This window comes from Serratia sp. J2, from assembly GCF_046269175.1.
Taxonomy (GTDB): Bacteria; Pseudomonadota; Gammaproteobacteria; order Enterobacterales; family Enterobacteriaceae; genus Chania; species Chania fonticola_C.
Window position 1 is genome coordinate 61619 of the sequence record NZ_JBKABN010000015.1, and the last position, 16809, is coordinate 78427.

The 16809-nt window shown below is 54.3% G+C and carries 18 protein-coding genes; 10 read left to right on the top strand and 8 right to left on the bottom strand.

The window, feature by feature from the left end; all coding sequences use genetic code 11:
* Nucleotides 1-100 precede the first annotated feature (100 nt).
* Nucleotides 101-289, top strand: a complete 189-nt coding sequence (locus ACKWMY_RS16280) for a type II toxin-antitoxin system HicA family toxin (RefSeq protein ID WP_211136353.1) — start codon at nt 101-103, stop codon at nt 287-289.
* Between the two features lie 27 nt (nt 290-316).
* Nucleotides 317-730 carry a type II toxin-antitoxin system HicB family antitoxin gene (locus ACKWMY_RS16285; protein ID WP_065684215.1) on the top strand — a complete coding sequence of 138 codons (414 nt, stop codon included), beginning with the start codon at nt 317-319 and terminating at the stop codon, nt 728-730.
* A 32-nt stretch (nt 731-762) separates the two neighbouring features.
* On the opposite strand, the gene tcyN is transcribed toward ACKWMY_RS16285, so the two are convergent.
* The 7 genes from tcyN to ACKWMY_RS16320 form a co-directional block, all read right to left on the bottom strand.
* Nucleotides 763-1515, bottom strand: a complete 753-nt coding sequence (gene tcyN / locus ACKWMY_RS16290; RefSeq protein ID WP_021805696.1) for an L-cystine ABC transporter ATP-binding protein TcyN — start codon at nt 1513-1515, stop codon at nt 763-765.
* A gap of 3 nt (nt 1516-1518) precedes the next feature.
* The gene (gene tcyL, locus ACKWMY_RS16295) at nt 1519-2181 is read right to left on the bottom strand and encodes a cystine ABC transporter permease (RefSeq protein WP_021180972.1); all 663 of its coding nucleotides are present in this window, start codon (nt 2179-2181) and stop codon (nt 1519-1521) included.
* Nucleotides 2181-2981 carry a cystine ABC transporter substrate-binding protein gene (gene tcyJ, locus ACKWMY_RS16300; protein WP_024528878.1) on the bottom strand — a complete coding sequence of 267 codons (801 nt, stop codon included), beginning with the start codon at nt 2979-2981 and terminating at the stop codon, nt 2181-2183. Before tcyJ ends, tcyL begins: the two co-directional genes overlap by 1 nt.
* Nucleotides 2982-3099: 118 nt before the next feature.
* Nucleotides 3100-4086 carry a D-cysteine desulfhydrase gene (locus ACKWMY_RS16305; protein WP_024528879.1) on the bottom strand — a complete coding sequence of 329 codons (987 nt, stop codon included), beginning with the start codon at nt 4084-4086 and terminating at the stop codon, nt 3100-3102.
* A 126-nt stretch (nt 4087-4212) separates the two neighbouring features.
* A complete protein-coding gene (fliZ, locus tag ACKWMY_RS16310; protein WP_024528880.1) occupies nt 4213-4722 on the bottom strand; it encodes a flagella biosynthesis regulatory protein FliZ in 510 nt (169 codons plus the stop codon).
* A gap of 60 nt (nt 4723-4782) precedes the next feature.
* Nucleotides 4783-5505 carry an RNA polymerase sigma factor FliA gene (locus ACKWMY_RS16315; protein ID WP_024528881.1) on the bottom strand — a complete coding sequence of 241 codons (723 nt, stop codon included), beginning with the start codon at nt 5503-5505 and terminating at the stop codon, nt 4783-4785.
* Nucleotides 5506-5686: 181 nt separating this feature from the next.
* Nucleotides 5687-6943 carry a FliC/FljB family flagellin gene (locus ACKWMY_RS16320; protein ID WP_024528882.1) on the bottom strand — a complete coding sequence of 419 codons (1257 nt, stop codon included), beginning with the start codon at nt 6941-6943 and terminating at the stop codon, nt 5687-5689.
* Nucleotides 6944-7226: 283 nt separating this feature from the next.
* Here ACKWMY_RS16320 and fliD point away from each other — a divergent pair, with 283 nt between their 5' ends.
* The 4 genes from fliD (at nt 7227) to ACKWMY_RS16340 (ending at nt 10615) form a co-directional block, all read left to right on the top strand.
* On the top strand, nt 7227-8630 hold the full coding sequence (fliD, locus tag ACKWMY_RS16325) for a flagellar filament capping protein FliD (RefSeq protein ID WP_024528883.1): 1404 nt from the start codon (nt 7227-7229) through the stop codon (nt 8628-8630).
* Between the two features lie 23 nt (nt 8631-8653).
* Nucleotides 8654-9064 (top strand): flagellar export chaperone FliS, encoded by a 411-nt coding sequence (gene fliS, locus ACKWMY_RS16330; RefSeq protein WP_024528884.1) that lies wholly within the window; start codon nt 8654-8656, stop codon nt 9062-9064.
* On the top strand, nt 9064-9432 hold the full coding sequence (gene fliT / locus ACKWMY_RS16335) for a flagella biosynthesis regulatory protein FliT (RefSeq protein ID WP_024528885.1): 369 nt from the start codon (nt 9064-9066) through the stop codon (nt 9430-9432). Before fliS ends, fliT begins: the two co-directional genes overlap by 1 nt.
* 313 nt (nt 9433-9745) lie before the next feature.
* Nucleotides 9746-10615, top strand: a complete 870-nt coding sequence (locus tag ACKWMY_RS16340; RefSeq protein WP_024528886.1) for a helix-turn-helix transcriptional regulator — start codon at nt 9746-9748, stop codon at nt 10613-10615.
* 819 nt (nt 10616-11434) lie between these two features.
* On the opposite strand, the gene fliE is transcribed toward ACKWMY_RS16340, so the two are convergent.
* Nucleotides 11435-11749: a flagellar hook-basal body complex protein FliE gene (gene fliE / locus ACKWMY_RS16345; protein ID WP_024528887.1), complete on the bottom strand. Its 315-nt coding sequence runs from the start codon at nt 11747-11749 to the stop codon at nt 11435-11437.
* 318 nt (nt 11750-12067) lie between these two features.
* Between fliE and fliF the strand changes: the two genes are divergently transcribed.
* The 4 genes from fliF to fliI are packed head-to-tail and all read left to right on the top strand — an operon-like array spanning nt 12068 to nt 16797.
* Nucleotides 12068-13756, top strand: a complete 1689-nt coding sequence (fliF, locus tag ACKWMY_RS16350) for a flagellar basal-body MS-ring/collar protein FliF (protein WP_211136348.1) — start codon at nt 12068-12070, stop codon at nt 13754-13756.
* Nucleotides 13753-14745 carry a flagellar motor switch protein FliG gene (gene fliG, locus ACKWMY_RS16355; RefSeq protein ID WP_024486395.1) on the top strand — a complete coding sequence of 331 codons (993 nt, stop codon included), beginning with the start codon at nt 13753-13755 and terminating at the stop codon, nt 14743-14745. Before fliF ends, fliG begins: the two co-directional genes overlap by 4 nt.
* The gene (gene fliH / locus ACKWMY_RS16360) at nt 14738-15436 is read left to right on the top strand and encodes a flagellar assembly protein FliH (protein ID WP_021180959.1); all 699 of its coding nucleotides are present in this window, start codon (nt 14738-14740) and stop codon (nt 15434-15436) included. The genes fliG and fliH overlap by 8 nt, the downstream gene beginning before the upstream one ends.
* On the top strand, nt 15436-16797 hold the full coding sequence (gene fliI / locus ACKWMY_RS16365) for a flagellar protein export ATPase FliI (RefSeq protein ID WP_021805706.1): 1362 nt from the start codon (nt 15436-15438) through the stop codon (nt 16795-16797). Before fliH ends, fliI begins: the two co-directional genes overlap by 1 nt.
* Nucleotides 16798-16809 lie beyond the last annotated feature (12 nt).

Below are 16809 nucleotides of genomic sequence, written 5' to 3' on the forward strand. Positions count from 1 at the left end.
TTGACACGGGGCTTTTTATTGCCTGCATAAAAGTCAGCCGATACCGTATTCATCTCCTTGCCAATAAATGTGTATGGTGTGTATCATGAGGGATGAATAGGTGAAAAGTTCAGAACTGATTAAACGACTCGAAAGCCATGGTTGGGTTTTACAACGGATCAAAGGCAGCCACCATCAATTCAAACACCCCAACTCACCGTTGGTGATCACCGTGCCTCATCCCAATAAGGAGGTGAAATTGGAAACGCTGCGGCAAATCATGAAGGATGCAGGGTTGCTTAATTCCTAGACCATTTCGCAATGACGAGGTAACACTATGTTTTATCCCGCTTATATACATGCCGAGCCAGATGGCAGCGCCAGCGGCTTTTTTCCCGATGTGCCAGGCTGCTACTTTGCTGGAGACAGTCTCGATCAAACCTTCCAGGATGCCAAAAGCGCGCTGGATGCCCACTTTGAATTATTGAGCGAAGAGAATCAGGCCATTCCACGCCCACAAGCAGTGTCCTTCCATCTGGCTCAGGGCAACGACGCCCTTAATGGCGGCCAGTGGTTACTGGTGGATATCAATATGGACAAATTCGATGGCCGGGCAGAACGCATCAATATCACGTTGCCCCACAGGCTGCTCAACCGTATTGATTCGCTGGTGCAGCAGCACCCGGGCTATGGCAGCCGCAGTGCATTTCTCGCCGCCGCAGCGCGTAATGAGTTGTTAAAGGCAGGATAACGGGGTTAAGGGGGCATCGCCCCCTGACAAGATCACTGATTGAGAAACTTATCCAGAAACTGCTTGGTGCGCTGATGCTGCGGGTTGGCGAACAACGCCTTCGCGGGCCCCTGCTCGACAATGCGGCCATGATCCATAAAAATGGCGCGATCGGCCACGTCACGGGCAAAGCTCATTTCGTGGGTGACGATCACCATGGTGCGTTTCTCTTCTGCCAAGGCGCGAATGGTATTGAGCACTTCGCCAACCAGTTCAGGATCCAGCGCAGAGGTCGGTTCATCAAACAAAATGACCTCGGGCTGCATCGCTAACGCCCTGGCAATGGCTACGCGCTGCTGCTGACCGCCGGACAAACGTTTAGGGTAAGCCTGTTCTTTACCGCTCAGCCCCACTTTTGCCAGCAGGACACGCGCCAGCTTTTCAGCGCTGGCCTTGGCCTCTCCTTTAACGATCACCGGTCCTTCGATGATGTTTTCCAGCACCGAACGGTGGGGAAACAGGTTGAAGCTCTGAAACACAAAGCCCACCTGCTGGCGCAGGGCCCGTACCTGATTTTTTTGTTTGCTCAGCGGGCGAGCGCTGTCGATCAAGATGTCACCGACACGGATAGTGCCAGAATCCGGCACTTCCAGCAGGTTGATGCTGCGTAGCAAAGTCGTCTTACCGGAACCACTAGGCCCGATAATCGCCACCACTTCACCCGCGTTCACCTCAAGATCGATCCCGTGCAATACGGTCTGCCCTTTGAACTTTTTAACCAACTGTCTGACTTCGATGGCGCTCATCGGCTACTCCTGATCCTGACGGTTAACGTGCGCTTCCAGACGGTTCTGCAACGCGGAAAGCAAGGTGGCCATCACCCAGTAGATCAGCGATGCCGCCAGATACATGGCGAACACTTCCAGCGTACGTGAGGTGATCAGTTGCGCCTGACGGAACAGCTCCGGCACCTGAATGGTCGCCGCCAGCGAGGTATCCTTGACCAAACCGATAAAGCTGTTGCCCAACGGAGGCAGCGCGGTGCGAGCCGCCTGCGGCAGGATCACCCGGCGCAGGGTCTGCCAGGGCGTCATGCCGATACTGGCCGCTGCTTCCCACTGCCCTTTGTCGATCGAGGAAATCGCCGCACGCAGCGTTTCCGATGTATAGGCGGCGGTGTTTAACGAAAGGCCGATTAATGCCGCCGGGAACGGATCCAGCTCAATGCCAAACTGCGGTAAGCCGTAATAGATCATAAACAGCTGGGCGATCAGCGGCGTACCGCGAAACAGGGAAACGTAGATGCGTGACAGCCAGGAGATCGGCCATAACGGCGAAAGGCGCATCAGCGCCAGCAAAAAACCGAGGATCAAACCGAGCGCCATACCACCCAGACTGAGCTGGAGGGTCAACAGCGCACCCCGTAATAAAAATGGCGCTGAATCCAGCGCCAGTTGAATACTCTCTTGCATTATTTAGTTACGTCCGCGCCAAACCATTTTTCAGAGATCTTCGCCAACGTCCCGTCTTTCTGCATTTCGGCAATCGCCTGATTGATAGCGGCCAGCAGTTCCGGATTGTTTTTACGTACCGCTACGCCTGCTTCCTGGCGAGAGAATGCCGGGCCAGCGACGGCCAGCGTATCACCGGTTTTCTTCACCAGATCCAACGCCGCCAGACGGTCGACCAAAATGGCATCAATGCGGCCTACGCGCAGATCCTGATATTTGGTTGGGTCATCGTCGTAGGTACGCACATCAACACCCTGTACGTTGTCACGCAGCCACTGTTCGTAGTTGGTGCCCAGGCCCACGCCGACCTTTTTACCCTTCAGGTCATCGGCCTTGGTAATAATGCCTTCATTGCCTTTCTTCACCAGCGCCTGGATACCGGAAACGGTGTATGGGGTAGAGAAATCGTACTTTTTCTTACGCTCATCGGAGATGGTAACCTGATTGATCACCACGTCGATACGCTTGGACTCCAACGAGGCTAACATGCCATCCCATTTGGTTGGATTGAGCTTGGCCTTCACCCCCAGATGTTCCGCCAGTGCATTAGCAAAATCCACCTCGAAGCCGGTCAGTTTGCCGTCCTCGCCCTGGAAGCTGAACGGCGGATAGGTGCCTTCCAGCCCAACGATCAGCGTGCCGCGCTGCTTGACCTGATCGAGCAGGTTATCGGCCGCGTAGGTTTTCACGTTCAAGCCGGTGGTCAGCGCCACGGCCATCACCCCCAGCAGCAGTTGACGACGAAATTTTGAAAAGACCATAGACACCCCATCTGTTGTTTATCTTTTTGATTTCATGACTTTAACAGTCATAAGCACTTCATAAAGGAATATAACCTAATAACTATAGTTCTAAATGGAATAACAACTGTGCTCGGCATCAGACCTGCGGGTGATAGGCGAACAGCGCAGGAGCTCCACCAGTGTGCACAAACAGGATCGGACCTTCATCGCGAAAACGTTTCTGGCTGATACCATCAATCAACCCCGCCATCGCCTTACCAGTATAGACCGGGTCCAGCAGCACACCTTCCTGCTGCGCCAGCAGCTTCACCGCCGCCATACCTTCGTCATTCGGCATACCGTACTGCGGGGCAAAATAGTCATCCCACAGGGTAATGGGGGCCAACTCGTCAATATCCAGCGAACAGGCGACCGCCTTTTGCAACTGTTCAACCTTCGGTAGCTGATCGATCACCTTGCGGGAAACGGTCACGCCAATCAGTTCGCTCTCCGGCAGCAGTTGCTGTAGCCCCACCGCCAGACCGGCGTGCGTCCCGGCACTGCCGGATGCCACCACGATCGAACTGAAGGTAACGCCATGGCTTTGCGCGGCAATTTCCAGCGCACACTGCACATAGCCCAATGAGCCGAGCGCGTTGGAACCACCTACGGGGATGACATAAGGACGGAAACCTTGGGCTTCCAAACGTGTGGCCAGATCGGCAAGTTGCATCTGCGGATCGTGCAAGGCATCGCACATCACCACTTCAACATTGAACAGATCGAGCAGCAGGCGATTACCGTTACTGAGGTAGTTTTCCGCTTTGGTATCGATGGGGTTTTCCAACAGCGCAACGCATTGCAGGCCGAGCTTGGCCGCCACGGCGGCGGTCTGGCGAACGTGGTTGGATTGAATGGCACCGGCGGTAACCAGGGTGTCGGCCCCTTGGCGTACCGCGTCGGCGGCTAAAAACTCGAGCTTTCTCAGCTTGTTGCCACCCATTGCCATCGGCGTGACATCGTCACGTTTGATGTAAATGTCGCGGCCAAGGTAGTCTGAAAGGCGGGATAACTTTTCGAGCGGCGTGGCAGAGCCAACCAAATCCAGGCGCGGGAATTGCGCCAGTTGCTGTTGCAGATCCACAACTTCCCCCAGGGAATAAAATAACGGTGTTTGAGTGATAGATTTATCAGATGTGCTCTGAATAATCACTCTTTATTCGTGGGGGTGGGTGCAAGGTAACCCGGCCAACCGACCGGGTCAGATCACTCAGTAGCTTTTTTGCCAGGCCAGGTACTGGTCGTATTTACGCAGCGCAATGCGGTAGTTATCGCTCACCGCCGGTGGCAGATCGTCAATAATACGCTGATGGTTGAACGCACTGGCAAACTGATCGGCAGGATAGTTGTGTGCCACCAGCATTTCATCCAGGCGCCGCAGGCGCACGACATATTCACGGATGGTGCTGTGGTTCATCTCGGTTTGTTCAAACAGATACTGTTTAAACGCCATGATGTCGAAGTAGCTGGGGTGACTATTACAGGAGATTTCACTACAAAAACGGCATAGCGCGGTCAACTCGCTTTGCACGTTTTGCCAGACCAGATCGTCAATCGGCTGATCCATCCGGGCGATGGCTTCCTTATTGATGATCTTGCCACGGAACACCAGCGCCATGCGGTCAAGCACCTTCTCGCACTGGGAGCAATGGGTTTGGCTGTGTTTATAATCTTTCAGGTAGCGGCTGAGTGGCCGTTTCTTCAACTGTTTTCCTGGCATCATTTGCAGTCCATTTATTGCGGCAGTAATCAGGTTGGTTAGGGAGGCAGGCTTTGGGGTTCAGGAGTCCTGGGCCAGACGTGCCCGCAGGCGTTTAATCGCCTGGCTGTGCAACTGGCTGACTCGCGACTCACCCACATCAAGCACTGCGCCAATTTCCTTCAGATTCAACTCCTCCTGGTAATACAACGTCAGTACCAGTTTTTCGCGTTCCGGCAGCGCCTCGATGGCGTCGATCACCCGCTGGCGCAGATTGCCTTCCAACAGTTGATGCAGCGGATTGGCAGCCTCATGACCTTCCAGCACCGGTTCGGCACTGTCGCCATGCTCTTCCTGCCATTCGTCGTAGGAAAATAGCTGACTATTATTGGTGTCCAGCAGGATCTGGCGATACTCGTCCAGCGAGACATCCAGCCCCTGTGCCACCTCCACTTCGCTGGCCGGGCGGCCAAGCCGCTGTTCCAACTGCTGCATCATGCGCGCCACTTCCCGAGCATTGCGGCGTACGCTGCGCGGCACCCAGTCGCGGCTACGCAACTCGTCGAGCATTGCACCGCGAATACGCTGCACGGCATAGGTCGTGAAGGCCGTTCCTTGTAGGGCATCGTAACGCTCAACGGCGTTCAACAGCCCTATTCCCCCTGCTTGCAGCAGATCGTCCAGTTCCACGCTGGCGGGCAGCCGAACCTGCAGGCGCAACGCCTCGTGGCGCACTAGCGGAACGTAGCGCAGCCAGAGAGAATTTTTGTCCATGACGCCTTCGGCGGTATACAGATCGCTCACTATGTCTAACCTGCGGATAACGGAGTCATGACTATTATCCGTAGCAGGCGCAATACCAATCGTCTGAACAGCCGTACAAAACGGGCTTTATTTGTGCCATGTAAAAACCCAGACGGCAGCAGAAGACAAAAAACCCTGCCGAAGCAGGGTTTGGATGACAAGGCTAATCGGAGAGAGTCGATTAACGCAGCAGGGTCAGTACGTTCTGGGTAGACTGGTTAGCCTGGGCCAGAACAGAGGTGCCAGCCTGTTGCAGGATGTTGGCACGGCTCATGTTGGACACTTCGGTCGCGTAGTCAGCATCCTGAATACGAGACTGGGAAGCAGACAGGTTGTTAACGGTGCTGTTCAGGTTGTTGATTACAGAATCGAAACGGTTCTGTACCGCACCCAGAGAAGAACGCAGGCCGTCAACTTGTGACAGAGCTTTGTCCAGAGTTGCCAGTGGGTCGACAGTTTTTGGATCGGTAGACTGTTGCGCGCCTTTGGTTACTTTGCCAGATGCATCTACAGTAGCTGCATAGTAAGCGTCGTTACCGTTGTCATCCTTACCTTTGATCATATAACCCGCTTTACCAGCCGGATCGGTATAGGAATGCAGTTCATCGCTGCCAGTTAAACCACTAACGGTGGTGGTACCAACTTTAACTTGAGCCTGTTCCTTGATCCCAGCGGTAGACTTAGCTGTCGCAGTGGTAGAATCCCAGGTCACTTTACCGTCAGCGGCAACAGCGGCATCGTAAATAGAGCCATCGGTAGCTTTTACAAAGAAATCGGTGCCATTCGTAGTGTAAAGCTTGCTATCGCTGGTTTTTGGCGTGCCATTCGCATCAGCCTGAATAGCCGGTGGCCCCATTTTATCAACAGCAGTCAATGCTGTTCCGCCCACTTTGGCAGTATCGATTGGGTTTGCTACGCTGAATTTATCCAAGCCCAGAGTTTTAGCATTGATATCTTTCAGATCGATATCGATGGTTTCACCATCGTTGGCACCAACCTGAATGGTCAGTTTCTGATCGCTGCTCAACACTTTCACGCCGTTGAAGTCGGTTTGCTCTGAAATACGGTTGATTTCGTTCAGACGCTGAGAGATTTCATCCTGGATTGACTGCAGGTCGCTGGATGAGTTAGAACCGTTCTGAGACTGCACGGTCAGACGACGGATGTTCTGCAGGTTGTCGTTGACTTCGTTCAGTGCGCCTTCAGTGGTCTGCGCCAGAGAGATACCGTCGTTAGCGTTACGGGAAGCCTGAGTCAGGCCCTTGATGTTAGCGGTGAAACGGTTAGAGATCGCCTGACCCGCAGCATCATCCTTCGCGCTGTTGATACGCAGACCGGAAGACAGACGCTCGATAGCGGTCCCCAGAGAAGACTGAGATTTGTTCAGGTTGTTCTGCGCCATCAACGACAGGCTGTTGGTATTAATTACTTGTGCCATAATTTGCTTTCCTTACGAATCAGTTGCGACGTTCGCATTCACAATTAAAGGGTTCGGACCTTGTTGGTCCACGGCGTCAACCACCGTCTCCTCAGGTATCGGCGCTCCCCCCACAACCTTTAGATTTTTTTTGCGTTTTTTTCACTTTTCGCCAATGGCGCGAATAACGCTGTTTTTCCCTCTTCTACTGCGCCATCGTTTTTTCTATTTATCCGTAAACTTTTTGAATACTGAGCCGATAACGCATAGAGCGTAAAAGTCATTGACCATAGGAGAATCACGAATGGCATCGATTAGTTCATTAGGCATCGGCTCAGGGCTGGACCTCAACGGCTTGCTGGACAAGCTGACCAAGGCGGAACAACAACGTCTGACACCTTATACTACTCAGCAAACCAGCTATAACGCCAAGCTGACCGCCTACGGCACGCTGAAAAGCTCACTGGAAAAATTCGATAACCTGAGCAAGGATTTGGCCAAGCCAGAATTCTTTAACAATACTACCGCCACCACTCACGATCAGTTTAACGTGACTACCACCGCCAAATCGGTCCCGGGTAACTATAGCGTCGAGGTGCTGCACCTGGCACAGCCGCAAACCTTGACGACAAAGGCCGATATTAAAGATCAAGCGGAAAAGCTGGGCACTAGCGGCGCCAGCGATCGTTCGATTTCGATCACCGCCGGCAACCCTCCCAAAGAGGTCAAAATCCCGCTAGGTGACGATCAAACCTCACTGCTGGAAATGCGTGATGCGATTAACGGCGCCAAAGCCGGGGTGAACGCCACCATCATGCGCGTGGGTGACAACGACTATCAGTTGGCCATCAGCTCCTCCACCACCGGCGAAAAAAATACGGTCAAGGTGCAGGTTAATAATGACGATAAACTGGGGGCGATCTTAAATTATGATCCTACCAGCACCAGCAACGCGATGAAGGAAACGGTCAAAGGCCAAGATGCCGAGTTGACCATTAACGGCACCACCATCAAGCGCAGCACCAATTCGGTCGCCGACGCCCTGCAAGGGGTGACGCTGGATCTGAAAACCACCACCAAACCGGGCGAACCGCAGAACCTGGTGGTCACCGGTGATAAAAGCGGCACCTCGGACAAGGTCAAGGCTTGGGTTGATAGCTATAACTCGCTATTGGATACCTTCAATTCCCTGACCAAATACACCCCGGTGAAAAGTGGCGAAGAGCAGAGCGCCAAAAACGGAGCATTGCTGGGCGACAACACGCTGCGCGGCATCCAATCCTCCATTAAGAGCGCGCTGAGCGCCGCACAGGACAACCCGGAGCTGAAAGGCTTGGGTAACCTGGGTATTACCACCAATACCAAAACCGGCAAGCTGGAATTGGACAGCGAAAAGTTGAAAAAAGCGATCGATGAAAAACCCGATCAGGTAGCCAATTTCTTCGCGGGTGATGGCAAGGAGAGCGGTATGGCGACGGAAATCCACAATGAGATCCAAAACTATATCAAGGCCGGTGGCGTGATTGAGAACTCGACCAAGAGTATCAATACCAACCTCGACCGTTTGAATACTCAAATCACCCGCGTGACCGAAAGCATTCAAAGCTCCATCGATCGTTACAAACAGCAATTTGTTCAGTTGGATACCATGATGTCGAAACTGAATGGTACCAGTAATTATTTAACCCAACAGTTCACGTCTAAATAGGCGCGTTAACCAGGTAAAATAGCATGTACAACCGCAGCGGAACCCAGGCTTACGCCCAGGTTAGTGTAGAAAGTGGCGTGATGGGTGCCAGCCCGCACCAGCTCATCGTGATGCTATTCGACGGGGCGCTTAGCGCCCTGCTTCGTGCACGCATCCTGATGAATCAGGGGAATATCGCCGGCAAGGGGCTGGCGATCTCAAAAGCGATTAATATCATTGATAACGGGCTAAAAAATGGCCTCAACCATGAACAGGGAGGGGAGATCGCCGATAATCTCGCAGCCTTATATGATTATATGAAACGCCGTCTGATGCAGGCCAACCTGCACAACGATGTCGCGGCCCTTGACGAAGTCAGCGGGCTGCTGGAGAACATTGCCGACGCCTGGCGCCAAATTGGCCCCAATTATCAACCCGTTCAGGACGGCGTATAATGGAACACCACCAACAACTGCTATCGGCCTATCAACAGATCCATACCCTGAGCGAGCAGATGATCACCCTGGCGCAGGCTGGCCAGTGGGATGCGCTGATTGAAATGGAGATCGTCTATGTACAGGCGGTAGAAAAAACCGCCCAACTGGCGGGTATCCCTGAGCCATCTTCGAGCTTGCAGGATATTTTACGCGGTAAATTGCAGCAAATCCTCAACAACGAAACCGAACTGAAGCGACTGATGCAACTACGCATGGACGAATTAACGGTGTTGATCGGGCAGTCTACCCGCCAGAGCGTGGTCAACAGCACCTACGGTCAATTCCATGACCGCGCTTTGCTGCTTGGTGAGCCGCAACCAAGATAAATCTTATGTTTTACCGTCTATCCTAAGTAATTAATAGGATAAAACACTATTATTATCCCGTTGCACCATAATATAAACGCATGAGATTTGAATAATTCGTATGGCAGGTAATGCATGAAAATGCAAACCGCTGGCACTATTGCCGATTTAATGGATAACACTTATCCCGACACGGACGTTTTCTGTTCAACAGGAAACTGATTCTTGACAAGTAAATTACCGAGTTGTGATCGGCAACAGGCGAAAAAATGTTGCTCCATCCCCCAGCAAAGCGTAAAGATATTCGTAGATAATAACGATGAAATGAATATTGATGGAACGCTTAATTAATTTTTGTCCTGGGATCGGTGCCTCAGCACACATCATTCAGCATACTGAACTGCGACTTCCGTCGCTCTATTTTGAGCAGACGCATCTGTTTTTGATCCAACAAGGGCAAACACGTATACGGTGGCAGCAGCGGGAGGTGGTAGCTCGCGCTGGGGAGCTGTTGATCGTAGAAGGTGGGCTAACCGCCGATGTGATTAATAGCCTTTCAGACAGTGGAATATTCAGTTGCCAACTGCTGATTTGCGATCCCTTGCTGTTTGATACGCTAGCCAATGCGCCTATCGCGCCGCCGCCTATCCCTTTCACCGGCGTCACTACGCTGACGAAGCTGCCCTGCCCGTTTTTGCACAGTTTTGAAACCGCTGCACTGGCACTGACGCTGCACGATCGTTTTCCCCAGATGATTATCCACCATAAAATGTGCGAAATCCTACTGTGGCTGGCACACCTGGGGATTCGCTTTATTCACCAGGAAGCCAATAATCTGACCCAGCAGGTGCGCCGCTTGCTGGCAAGCGATCCGCAACGGATTTGGACCGCCGCCGAAGTGGCTGAAAATCTGATGATGAGCGAGGTGGTGCTGCGGCGTAAACTGTCGGCGGAGAATAGCGCCTTGCGCAGCCTGATGATCGACGTACGTATGAGCCGCGCGCTGCTCTTATTGCAGGCCACAGACTGGCCGATTTCCGCCATTGCACAATATGTGAGCTACGAGAGTTCTTCCCGGTTTGCCGAACGCTTTCGTAAGCGATTCGGCTTCGCGCCTACCGCCATCCGTGGGCACCAGCGAATTATGCAGCCCACCGCCGTGCAGCCCCCGGCATATCCATGGCTAAACACGGTAGAGGAATAAGTGCTGATTTTAACAACGGCAGGCTGAGGATGTGACTAAGGCCACCCTGAGTGGCCCGTACATCAGTTGAGTTTAACTAACGCATAGGTCAATACGGCCAACACAATTAACATGACAATACTGAAAAAACGCCATCTTACTTCACTTTTAGTGCTCATCACCTTTCCCGAATAAATACTATTAGCGCGATTATTTCCATAGAGAAAATAACATCCTTGCCAAAGCCGTGTATCGTTCGTCTTATCCACAACGGCATCAGCCTACTCCAAAGCACGATCGAAAAAAATAACAACTACCGCACAATAGGAATTAGGTCTTTCAATAAAACAGAGGTATTTCTTTAAGTTACACAGTTCGCGGTTCTGTGCCAGTGCTTGAATGAGACTCAATCGCCTCACCGTCAGCCAATACTTTTTACGTGGGCTACGAGTGACAGAGAACGACTCCACTTAAAAATATAAGATAGCTCCTGGGGGCCATAAGGATATATCTAATTTGCACACCGGTTAATTGACATTCAGGACAATAACTACAAATATTAGCTTAATTAACCAATTCAAGGAGGATAAGATAATGGAGTATTTGGTAGCATCGCTGACTGTTTTATGCCTTTTTTCCTTTAAGAAACACGCCAAAGTTATTGATAGTAAAAAGATTGGCGTCGCCCATAAAAAACACCGCCGACGCTCAAGACACCGGCTCGCCATGATTTATTGATTGGGAAAACGGGCCGAAAATCAGAGAAAATCACATTAGGGAGGCTTACGCCAATACAGAACAGATTATCTGTTGTGTGCTATAGCCACCCTTTATTTACCCCTACACCGCCATATTCATGACGTCTTGATAAGCCGCAACCAGTTTATTACGCACCTGCACTCCCAGTTGCAAAGAAACCGAAGATTTTTGCAGATCGACCATCACGTCGTTCAAACTGATCCCCGGCACACCCAATTCAAAATCCTGTGCTTGCTGGCGTGCAGTTTGTTGAGTCTCGCTGATCTTACCGAGAGCCGCCTTTAACTCATTGGCAAAGCTTGCTCCCTGCACCGGATCGTTTTGTCGCAGCGCTCCGGCCTGAACTGCCGTGGCTTGCAACTGCTGCACCACTCCTTCAATACCCTGAATTGCCATCATGACCTCGTCACTTCATTCATAGCCTATGGATTTCATGCGGTGGTCTGAAAGACGACGGGAAAACCGCGCCTTCATTCACCTGCATGATCCCGATGCTGCACACCCTACCACAGTGTTTTCCGGCTAAAGCGGCTAATTAACTGCAAAAACACCGGTTTATCGGGCCATCAAAATTGGTCCCAAGAGCAAATAATGGCATGCCCAAAAATGGGGGCGCTTTTGTTAGGCCGTAAAGAACTGTGTATTCAGGGAGTCTGTTTTGTCATCACTCAACAACGCTAGCCATACCTCGAACCCACCAGAGTGGGTACCAGCATGAATGGTGAAAGCCGTGATAACGGCCTGCTGGCCCTATGGAATCGCCTGCGTGCCAACCCTAAAATTCCACTGCTGATCGCGGCCTCGGCGGCGATCGCCATCGTGGTTGCGCTGACGCTATGGGCCAAAAGCCCGGATTACCGCGTGCTGTACAGCAATCTCAACGATCGCGACGGCGGCGCCATCGTCACGCAACTCACGCAGATGAACATCCCCTATCGCTTTACCGAGAACGGCTCGGCGTTGATGATCCCGGCGGAAAAGGTGCATGAAACCCGCCTGCGTCTGGCGCAACAGGGGCTGCCTAAGGGTGGGGCCGTCGGCTTTGAGCTGCTGGATCAGGAAAAATTTGGCATCAGCCAGTTCAGCGAACAGATCAACTACCAGCGCGCGCTGGAAGGCGAACTGTCACGCACTATCGAATCCCTGGGGCCGGTACAGAATGCCCGTGTGCATCTGGCACTGCCTAAGCCTTCGCTGTTTGTACGCGAACAAAAGAACCCTTCAGCTTCCGTGACGCTAACGCTGCAACCAGGCCGCACCCTGGACGACGGCCAGATCAATGCCGTGGTGTATATGGTGTCCAGCAGCGTGGCCGGTTTACCGCCGGGCAACGTCACGGTGGTCGATCAGGCTGGCCGCTTACTGACCCAATCCGACGGCACCGGACGCGATCTCAATGCCGCACAGCTGAAGTACGCCAATGAGGTTGAGAGCCGCTATCAGCGTCGTATTGAAGCCATTCTGGCACCGATCGTCGGCAGCGCGAACGTGCGTGCACAAGTAACGGCACAAATCGATTTCTCCACCCGTGAGCAAACCGACGAACAGTACCAGCCCAACCAGCAGCCGGATAAATCCGCGATACGCTCCAGACAGCTCAGCCAGAGTGAACAGAACGGCGGGCAACAGATTGGCGGCGTACCGGGTGCCCTTTCCAACCAGCCGAGTGCAGCACCGACTGCACCGATAGAAACACCAAAAACTACGGCTGCGGGTAATACTAATACTCCTGCCACGGCAAACAATGCCAATAACAGCACGCGAACCGGGGCTAGTGGTAACGTAGCGCAAAACAGTCGCCGTGATGAAACCACCAACTACGAGGTGGATCGCACCATTCGTCATACCCAGCACAAGGCTGGAGCGGTGGAACGCCTGTCGGTCGCCGTGGTGCTCAACACCCTGGGTACCGATAAAGACGGCAAACCGCAGCCGATGAGCAAAGAGCAGTTGGCCCAGGTGGAGTCACTGGTCCGTGAAGCGATGGGTTACTCCAGCAGCCGTGGCGATACGCTTAACGTGGTCAACACCCCGTTCAACGATGTCGAGCAGACCGGCGGCGAGTTGCCTTTCTGGCAGTCACAGTCGTTTATCGATCAGTTGTTCAACGCAGGCCGTTATTTGCTGGTGCTGCTGGTAGCCTGGATTTTGTGGCGCAAGCTGGTTCGTCCGCAGCTGCAAAGCCGTCAGATCGCACAACAGGCCGCGGTTACTGCTGCCAAGGCACCAGCTAGCCGCCCGGCTGAGGTCAATAAGCCAAGTCATGAAGAGCAGGCGCTGCATAAGAAATCACAGCAGCGCGTCAATGCTGAAGTCCAGGGCCAGCGGATCCGCGAACTGGCAGATAAAGATCCACGCGTGGTCGCCCTGGTGATCCGTCAATGGATGAGTAACGAACTATGAGCCTGACAGGTACCGAAAAGAGCGCCATCCTGCTAATGACGCTGGGTGAAGATCGCGCCGCCGAAGTCTTCAAGCACCTCTCGTCACGGGAAGTGCAGCAGTTGAGTGGCACCATGGCCAGCATGCGTCAGGTGTCTCACAAACAGCTGGGGGAAGTCCTCAGCGAGTTTGAAGACGATGCCGAACAGTATGCCGCGCTGAGTGTCAATGCCAGCGACTACCTGCGATCGGTGCTGGTTAAAGCCTTGGGTGAAGAACGTGCCAGCAGTCTGTTGGAGGATATTCTCGAATCACGCGAAGACACCTCCGGCATGGAAACGCTCAACTTTATGGAACCGCAGAGCGCGGCCGATCTGATCCGCGACGAACACCCGCAGATCATTGCCACCATTCTGGTTCACCTCAAGCGCGGCCAGGCGGCGGATATCCTGGCACAGTTCGAGGAGCGCCTGCGCAACGACGTGATGCTGCGTATCGCCACCTTCGGCGGTGTACAACCGGACGCCTTGGCAGAGCTGACCGAAGTGCTGAACAATCTGCTGGACGGCCAGAACCTCAAGCGCAGCAAAATGGGGGGCGTCCGTACCGCCGCCGAGATTATCAACCTGATGAAAACCCAGCAGGAAGAGGCGGTTATCGGTGCCATGCGCGACTACGACGGCGAGCTGGCGCAGAAGATCATCGACGAAATGTTCCTGTTCGAAAACCTGGTCGAAGTGGACGACCGCAGCATCCAGCGCCTGTTGCAGGACGTGGAAAGCGAATCCCTGTTGATCGCTTTGAAAGGGGCCGAACAGCCGCTGCGCGAGAAGTTCCTCAAGAACATGTCGCAACGTGCCGCCGATATCCTGCGCGACGATCTGGCCAACCGTGGCCCGGTGCGCATGTCGCAGGTGGAGAACGAACAGAAGGCTATCCTGTTGGTGGTACGCCGCCTGGCAGAAACCGGCGAAATGATCATCGGCGGTGGCGAGGACACCTATGTCTGATCGCCTCAATACCCTGCCCTGGCAGCCCTGGTCGCTTAACGACCTGGCGGATCCCAAACCGGTGCTGGAACCGGAAAGCCCGCCTGAGGTGATCATCATCCCGCAGGATGACAGCATCAACGAACAGCAGCGGCTGGAGATGCTGCGTTTGCAGGCCCAACAGCAAGGTCAGCAACAAGGCTTTGCCGAGGGCCAGCAGAAAGGCTATGACGCCGGTTTCCAGGCCGGGCTGGAGGAAGGCCGTCAGCAAGGCATTCTGGCGGGCCAACAGCAGCAGCAACCGATCACGGAACATTGGCAACAGTTGGTCACCGAGTTCCAGCACACGCTGGACGCGCTCGACAGCGTGATTGCCTCACGCCTGATGCAGCTGGCCCTGACGGCGGCCAAACAGGTAATCGGGCAAGCACCAGTGTGCGACGGTACTGCCCTGCTCGGCCAGATCCAACAGCTGATCCAGCAAGAACCGATGTTCAGTGGTAAACCTCAGCTGCGCGTACACCCGGATGATTACGAACGGGTAGAGCAGCAGCTTGGCATGACCCTCAGCCTGCACGGCTGGCGGCTGCTGGCCGACGGACAGTTACATCCAGGCGGCTGCAAGGTCAGCGCAGAAGAAGGCGATCTGGATGCCAGCCTGGCCACCCGCTGGCATGAGCTGTGCCGTCTGGCCGCACCGGGAGAGCTGTGATGACCGTTCGTCTCGGCCGCTGGCTGAACTCGCTGGACAGTCTGGAAAAACGCATTGCCCGTGCGCCAGCGGTGCGCCGCTATGGCCGCCTGACCCGAGCTACCGGGCTGGTACTGGAAGCCACCGGTTTGCAGTTACCGCTGGGGGCCACCTGCCTGATCGAACGCCATGACAGCGGTGTGGTGCAGGAGGTAGAAAGCGAGGTGGTCGGTTTTAACGGCCAGCGACTGTTCCTGATGCCGCTGGAAGAAGTCGACGGTATCGTGCCCGGCGCTCGGGTCTATGCTCGCGTCTCCCCCGAAGGGCAAAGCGCCAGCAAACAGTTACCCCTCGGCCCGGCATTGCTTGGCCGGGTGCTCGACGGCGGAGCCAAACCGCTCGATGGTCTGCCAGCACCCGATACCGGCTACCGTGCGCCGCTGATCACCGCCCCGTTCAACCCGTTGCAGCGCACCCCGATCGAACAGGTTCTCGACGTGGGCGTGCGCACCATTAACGGGCTGCTCACCGTGGGCCGTGGCCAGCGTATGGGCCTGTTCGCCGGTTCTGGCGTGGGTAAAAGCGTACTGCTCGGCATGATGGCGCGTTACACCCAGGCCGACGTGATCGTCGTCGGGCTGATCGGCGAACGTGGCCGCGAAGTGAAAGACTTTATCGAAAACATCCTCGGCACCGAGGGAAGAGCCCGTTCGGTGGTGATCGCTGCACCGGCAGACGTTTCCCCACTGCTGCGCATGCAGGGCGCCGCCTACGCTACCCGCATCGCCGAAGATTTCCGCGATCGTGGCCAACACGTGCTGCTGATTATGGATTCCCTGACCCGCTACGCCATGGCGCAACGTGAGATCGCCCTGGCGATCGGCGAACCCCCAGCGACCAAAGGCTATCCCCCTTCGGTATTCGCCAAACTACCCGCGCTGGTGGAGCGTGCCGGTAACGGCATCAGCGGCGGCGGTTCCATTACCGCTTTTTATACCGTGTTGACCGAGGGTGATGACCAGCAAGACCCGATTGCCGATTCGGCACGCGCCATTCTAGATGGCCATGTGGTGCTCTCCCGGCGCTTGGCAGAGGCGGGCCACTACCCCGCCATCGATATTGAAGCCTCGATCAGCCGAGCCATGACCTCGCTGATCGATGAGGAGCATTACCGGCGGGTACGTAATTTCAAACAGATGCTGGCCAGTTACCAACGTAACCGCGATCTGATCAGTGTAGGAGCCTACGCCGCAGGCAGCGATCCGCTGCTGGACAAAGCCATGACGCTATATCCGCAGATGGAAGCCTATCTGCAACAGGGCATCTTCGAGCGCAGCGGCTACGACGATGCCTGCCAGCAGTTACAGCAACTGATTGTTTAACCACGGAGCCTG